The following is a 5,110-nucleotide window of genomic DNA, read 5'->3' on the forward strand; positions in this document are numbered from 1 at the left end:
AACGTCATGCCGCTCGGCAACATGCCGATCGGCACCATCATCCACAATGTGGAATTGAAGATCGGCAAGGGCGGCCAGCTCGCCCGCTCCGCCGGCACCTACGCCCAGCTGGTCGGCCGCGACCAGGACTACGTCATCATCCGCCTGAACTCCGGCGAACAGCGCCTGGTTCACGGCCGCTGCACCGGCACCATCGGCGCGGTCTCCAATCCGGACCACATGAACATCTCGATCGGCAAGGCCGGTCGCAATCGCTGGCTCGGCCGCAAGCCTCACAACCGCGGCGTCTCCATGAACCCGGTCGACCATCCGCACGGCGGCGGCGAAGGCCGCACCTCTGGCGGCCGTCATCCGGTCACCCCCTGGGGCAAGCCCACCAAGGGCAAGAAGACCCGCTCCAACAAGTCCACCAATCGATTCATTCTCATCAGCCGCCACAAGCGGAAGAAGTAAGGAACGCCGGACATGGTTCGTGCAGTCTGGAAAGGCCCGTTCGTCGAAGGCTCTCTGCTCAAGAAGGCAGATGCCGCGCGTGCGTCCGGCCGTCATGACGTGATCAAGATCTGGAGCCGCCGCTCGACCATCCTGCCGCAGTTCGTCGGCCTGGTGTTCGGCGTCTACAACGGCCAGAAACATGTGCCGGTGTCGGTCAATGAGGAAATGGTCGGTCACAAGTTCGGCGAGTTCTCGCCGACCCGGACCTTCCACGGCCATTCTGGCGACAAGAAAGCCAAGAAGGCTTGAGGAATATGCGATGAGCAAACCAAAGCGCGAACGGGTCCTCCCGGATAACGAGGCCAAGGCGGTTGCCCGGATGCTGCGGGTCAGCCCGCAGAAGCTCAATCTTGTCGCGCAGCTGATCCGCGGCCGGAAGGCTGCGGCGGCACTCGCCGACCTGCAGTTTTCGCGCAAGCGGATCGCGGTCGACGTCAAGAAGTGCCTGGAATCGGCGATTGCGAACGCCGAGAACAACCATGACCTCGACGTCGACGATTTGATCGTCTCCGAGGCCCATGTCGGCAATGGCATCGTGATGAAACGTTTCGCCCCGCGCGGCCGTGGCCGCTCGGGCCGTGTATTCAAACCATTCTCGCAGCTGACGATCGTGGTTCGTCAGGTCGAGGCGAGCGCTTAACGGCGCGGGAGAGAACGATGGGTCAGAAGATCAATCCAATCGGGCTGCGTCTCGGCATCAACCGGACGTGGGATTCGCGTTGGTTCGCCGGCAAGAACGAATACGGCAAGCTGCTGCACGAGGACGTGAAAATCCGCGAGATCCTGCACAAGGAACTCAAGCAGGCAGCGGTGGCGCGAATCGTGATCGAACGTCCGCACAAGAAGTGCCGGGTGACGATCCATTCGGCGCGGCCCGGCGTCGTGATCGGCAAGAAGGGCGCCGACATCGACAAGCTGCGCAAGAAGGTCGCCGACATCACCGATTCCGACGTCGTCATCAACATCGTCGAAATCCGCAAGCCCGAACTCGACGCTACCCTGGTCGCCGAATCGATCGCCCAGCAGCTCGAGCGCCGCGTCGCGTTCCGCCGCGCCATGAAGCGCGCGGTGCAGTCGGCGATGCGTCTGGGCGCGGAAGGCATCCGCATCAACTGCTCGGGTCGCCTGGGCGGCGCCGAAATCGCGCGCATGGAATGGTATCGCGAGGGACGCGTGCCGCTGCATACGTTGCGCGCCGACATCGATTACGGGGTTGCCACCGCGTTCACCACCTTCGGCACCTGCGGCGTCAAGGTCTGGATCTTCAAGGGCGAGATCCTCGAGCACGATCCGATGGCCCAGGACAAGAAGATGGCCGAGGGCGAAACCTCGCGGCCGCGCCGTGACGCGGCTTAAGAGAAGGTTTGAGGGCTTAACGCCATGATGCAACCGAAGAAGACAAAATTCCGCAAGGCGCACAAGGGCCGCATCCACGGCACCGCGACTTCGGGCGCGACCTTGTCGTTCGGCCAGTTCGGCCTGAAGGCGATGGCGCCCGAGCGCATCACCGCGCGCCAGATCGAGGCCGCCCGCCGCGCGCTGACCCGTCACATGAAGCGGGCGGGGCGGGTCTGGATCCGCATCTTCCCGGACGTGCCGGTGTCGAAGAAGCCGGCTGAAGTCCGCATGGGCTCCGGCAAGGGCACGCCGGAATTGTGGGTGGCTCGCGTCAAGCCGGGCCGGGTGATTTTCGAAATCGACGGCGTCACCGTGCAGACCGCCAAGGAGGCGCTTTCGCTCGCCGCCGCCAAGCTGCCGATCAAGACGCGCTTCGTCGCGCGCATCGCGGAATAGGGAAGTGGCCATGGCCCAGATGAAGCCTGAGGATATCCGCGCGATGAGCCCCGATCAGATGGAGGACGCCGTCCTCAATCTGAAGAAAGAGCGTTTCAACCTGCGATTCCAGCGCGCCACCGGGCAACTGGAGAACACCTCGCGGCTGCGCGAAGCCCGCCGCGACATCGCCCGTATCAAGACCATCGCCGCGCAGAAGCGCGACGCGAAGAAGTAAGGGGTCGACATGCCAAAACGTACGCTTCAGGGCGTGGTCGTCAGCGACAAGCAGGCCAAGACGGTGGTGGTGCGTGTCGATCGGCGCTTCACCCACCCGATCTACAAGAAGACGATCCGCCGCTCGAAAAACTACCACGCCCACGACGAGAACAACGAGTTCAAGCCGGGCGATCAGGTGTGGATCGAGGAGAGCAAGCCGATCTCGAAATTGAAGCGCTGGACCGTGGTCCGGGGCGAACAGAAGAAAACGGCCTAAAGGCCGCTCCGGCTCGGCCGGGCGGCTTTCGGGAAAAATTTGAGCGCGACTTCGCGCAGAAAGAGGACGAGGTGCATCAATGATTCAGATGCAGACCAACCTCGACGTGGCCGATAATTCAGGCGCACGCCGTGTCATGTGCATCAAGGTGCTTGGGGGCTCCAAGCGCCGCTATGCCACCGTGGGCGACGTCATCGTGGTGTCGATCAAGGAAGCGATCCCGCGCGGCAAGGTGAAAAAGGGCGACGTCATGAAGGCCGTGGTGGTGCGGGTTCGCAAGGACATCCGCCGGCCCGACGGTTCCGTGATCCGCTTCGACCGCAACGCCGCCGTCCTGATCAACAACCAGTCGGAGCCGGTCGGCACCCGCATCTTCGGGCCGGTGCCGCGCGAGCTGCGCGCCAAGAACCACATGAAGATCATCTCGCTTGCGCCGGAGGTGCTGTGATGGCCGCCAAGATCCGGAAGGGCGACAAGGTCGTCGTGTTGAGCGGTCGCGACAAGGGCCGCACCGGCGAAGTGTTCGAGGTGCGTCCCGACGACAACAAGGCGCTGGTGCGCGGGGTCAACCTCGTCAAGCGCCACCAGAAGCAGAGCCAGACCCAGGAAGGCGGCATCATCTCCAAGGAGTCGCCGATCCATCTGTCCAATATCGCGATCGTCGGCAAGGACGGCAAGCCGACACGGGTAGGGTTCAAGATTCATGCGGATGGCAAGAAGGTGCGCTTTGCCAAACGCTCGGGAGCAGAGATCGATGGCTGAGACCGCATACGTTCCGCGTTTACGCGAACAATTCGACAAGGAAATCCGTCCCAAGCTGACGGAGCAGTTCGGCTATGCCAACCTCATGCAGGTGCCGCGGCTGGACAAGGTCGTGCTCAACATGGGCGTCGGCGAAGCCGTCAACGACCGCAAGAAGGCGGAGCTGGCGGCGGCCGACCTGTCGCTGATCGCCGGCCAAAAGGCGGTCGTGACCTATTCACGCGTGGCGATCGCGACCTTCAAGCTGCGCGAGAACCAGCCGATCGGCTGCAAGGTGACGCTGCGGAAAACCAAGATGTACGAGTTCATCGATCGCCTGGTCAACGTCGCGCTGCCGCGCGTGCGCGATTTCCGCGGGCTGAACCCGAAGAGTTTCGATGGCCGCGGCAACTATTCGCTCGGCATCAAGGAGCACATCATTTTCCCCGAAATCGACTTCGACAAGGCGGGCGAAACGTGGGGCATGGACGTCACGGTGTGCACCACGGCGCGCACCGACGACGAGGCGCGCGCTTTGTTGACCGCATTCAATTTCCCGTTCCGGCAGTGAGACGCTAGTCAGCCTCTCAAACGCGGAAACCCAGGAGCCAAAGATGGCAAAGAAGAGTTCGATCGAGAAGAACGACCGGCGCAAGCGGATGACCAAGAACGCAGCCGCCAAGCGCGCCAAGCTGAAGGCGATCATCGCCGACAAGAAGAAGCCGATGGAAGAGCGGTTCGCGGCAACCCTGAAGCTCGCCGAGATGCCGCGCAATTCGTCGGCAACCCGGATCCGCAACCGCTGCGAGATCACCGGCCGTCCCCGCTCGGTCTATCGCAAGAACAAGATGAGCCGCATCGCGATGCGTGAATACGGCTCCAAGGGCCTTATTCCCGGGCTCGTGAAGTCGAGCTGGTAAGGAGGGTCGTCAGATGTCAACGCACGATCCAATCAGCGATCTCATCACCCGCATCCGCAACGCGCAAATGCGCGCCAAGCCCAAGGTTTCGACCCCGGGTTCGAAGATGCGCGCCAACGTGCTCGAAGTGCTGAAGGCCGAGGGCTACATCCGCGGCTATGCCAGCATCGATCATGCCTCGGGGCGCAGCGAGCTCGAGATCGAGCTGAAATATTTCGACGGCGAGCCGGTGATTCGCGAGATCGAGCGGGTTTCCAAGCCGGGGCGGCGGGTTTACGCCTCGGTGAAGAACCTGCCGCGCGTCAACAACGGGCTCGGCATTTCGGTGTTGTCGACGCCGAAGGGAATCATGGCCGACCACCAGGCGCGCGACGCCAATGTGGGCGGCGAAATTCTCTTCACGGTGTTCTGAGGAAGGATCGAGTTATGTCACGTATCGGCAAACGGCCTGTGACGGTCCCTTCGGGCGTTACCGCGACCGTCGATGGACAGACCGTCAAGATGAAGGGTCCGAAGGGCCAGCTTCAGTTCGTCGTCCATGACGACGTCGAGGTGAAGTTCGAAAACGGCGCGGTCAAGGTTGCGCCCAGGGTCGAGACCAACCGCGCCCAGGCGCTGTACGGCACCGCGCGTGCGCAGATCGCCAACCTGGTGGCCGGCGTCACCAAGGGTTTCGAGAAGAAGC

The 5,110-nt window shown here is 62.8% G+C and carries 13 protein-coding genes; all 13 read left to right on the plus strand.

Annotated elements, in window-relative coordinates:
• On the plus strand, positions 1-453 hold a 453-nt coding region (gene rplB, locus VK804_RS30640; protein ID WP_325752031.1), incomplete at its 5' end, for a 50S ribosomal protein L2.
• A gap of 12 nt (positions 454-465) precedes the next feature.
• Positions 466-744: a 30S ribosomal protein S19 gene (gene rpsS / locus VK804_RS30645; RefSeq protein WP_325752032.1), complete on the plus strand. Its 279-nt coding sequence runs from the start codon at positions 466-468 to the stop codon at positions 742-744.
• A gap of 10 nt (positions 745-754) precedes the next feature.
• Entirely contained in the window at positions 755-1,135 is a 381-nt protein-coding gene (rplV, locus tag VK804_RS30650; RefSeq protein WP_325752033.1) for a 50S ribosomal protein L22, read from the plus strand.
• A gap of 17 nt (positions 1,136-1,152) precedes the next feature.
• Positions 1,153-1,851 (plus strand): 30S ribosomal protein S3, encoded by a 699-nt coding sequence (rpsC, locus tag VK804_RS30655; protein WP_325752034.1) that lies wholly within the window; start codon positions 1,153-1,155, stop codon positions 1,849-1,851.
• A gap of 24 nt (positions 1,852-1,875) precedes the next feature.
• Positions 1,876-2,289, plus strand: a complete 414-nt coding sequence (gene rplP, locus VK804_RS30660) for a 50S ribosomal protein L16 (protein ID WP_325752035.1) — start codon at positions 1,876-1,878, stop codon at positions 2,287-2,289.
• A 10-nt stretch (positions 2,290-2,299) separates the two neighbouring features.
• Positions 2,300-2,506 (plus strand): 50S ribosomal protein L29, encoded by a 207-nt coding sequence (gene rpmC / locus VK804_RS30665; RefSeq protein ID WP_325752036.1) that lies wholly within the window; start codon positions 2,300-2,302, stop codon positions 2,504-2,506.
• Between the two features lie 9 nt (positions 2,507-2,515).
• A complete protein-coding gene (gene rpsQ, locus VK804_RS30670; protein WP_079571012.1) occupies positions 2,516-2,764 on the plus strand; it encodes a 30S ribosomal protein S17 in 249 nt (82 codons plus the stop codon).
• A 79-nt stretch (positions 2,765-2,843) separates the two neighbouring features.
• Positions 2,844-3,212, plus strand: a complete 369-nt coding sequence (gene rplN, locus VK804_RS30675) for a 50S ribosomal protein L14 (RefSeq protein ID WP_011441195.1) — start codon at positions 2,844-2,846, stop codon at positions 3,210-3,212.
• Positions 3,212-3,526, plus strand: a complete 315-nt coding sequence (gene rplX / locus VK804_RS30680) for a 50S ribosomal protein L24 (RefSeq protein WP_325752037.1) — start codon at positions 3,212-3,214, stop codon at positions 3,524-3,526. Before rplN ends, rplX begins: the two co-directional genes overlap by 1 nt.
• Positions 3,519-4,076, plus strand: coding sequence for a 50S ribosomal protein L5 (gene rplE / locus VK804_RS30685; RefSeq protein WP_325752038.1), 558 nt, complete (start codon positions 3,519-3,521; stop codon positions 4,074-4,076). The genes rplX and rplE overlap by 8 nt, the downstream gene beginning before the upstream one ends.
• 43 nt (positions 4,077-4,119) lie before the next feature.
• Positions 4,120-4,425 (plus strand): 30S ribosomal protein S14, encoded by a 306-nt coding sequence (gene rpsN, locus VK804_RS30690; protein ID WP_325752039.1) that lies wholly within the window; start codon positions 4,120-4,122, stop codon positions 4,423-4,425.
• A 13-nt stretch (positions 4,426-4,438) separates the two neighbouring features.
• On the plus strand, positions 4,439-4,837 hold the full coding sequence (gene rpsH / locus VK804_RS30695; protein ID WP_325752040.1) for a 30S ribosomal protein S8: 399 nt from the start codon (positions 4,439-4,441) through the stop codon (positions 4,835-4,837).
• A gap of 14 nt (positions 4,838-4,851) precedes the next feature.
• Positions 4,852-5,110 (plus strand): 50S ribosomal protein L6 (locus tag VK804_RS30700; RefSeq protein WP_325752041.1); only part of this gene is annotated, 259 nt, incomplete at its 3' end.

Source organism: Bradyrhizobium sp., assembly GCF_035484855.1.
GTDB lineage: Bacteria > Pseudomonadota > Alphaproteobacteria > Rhizobiales > Xanthobacteraceae > Bradyrhizobium.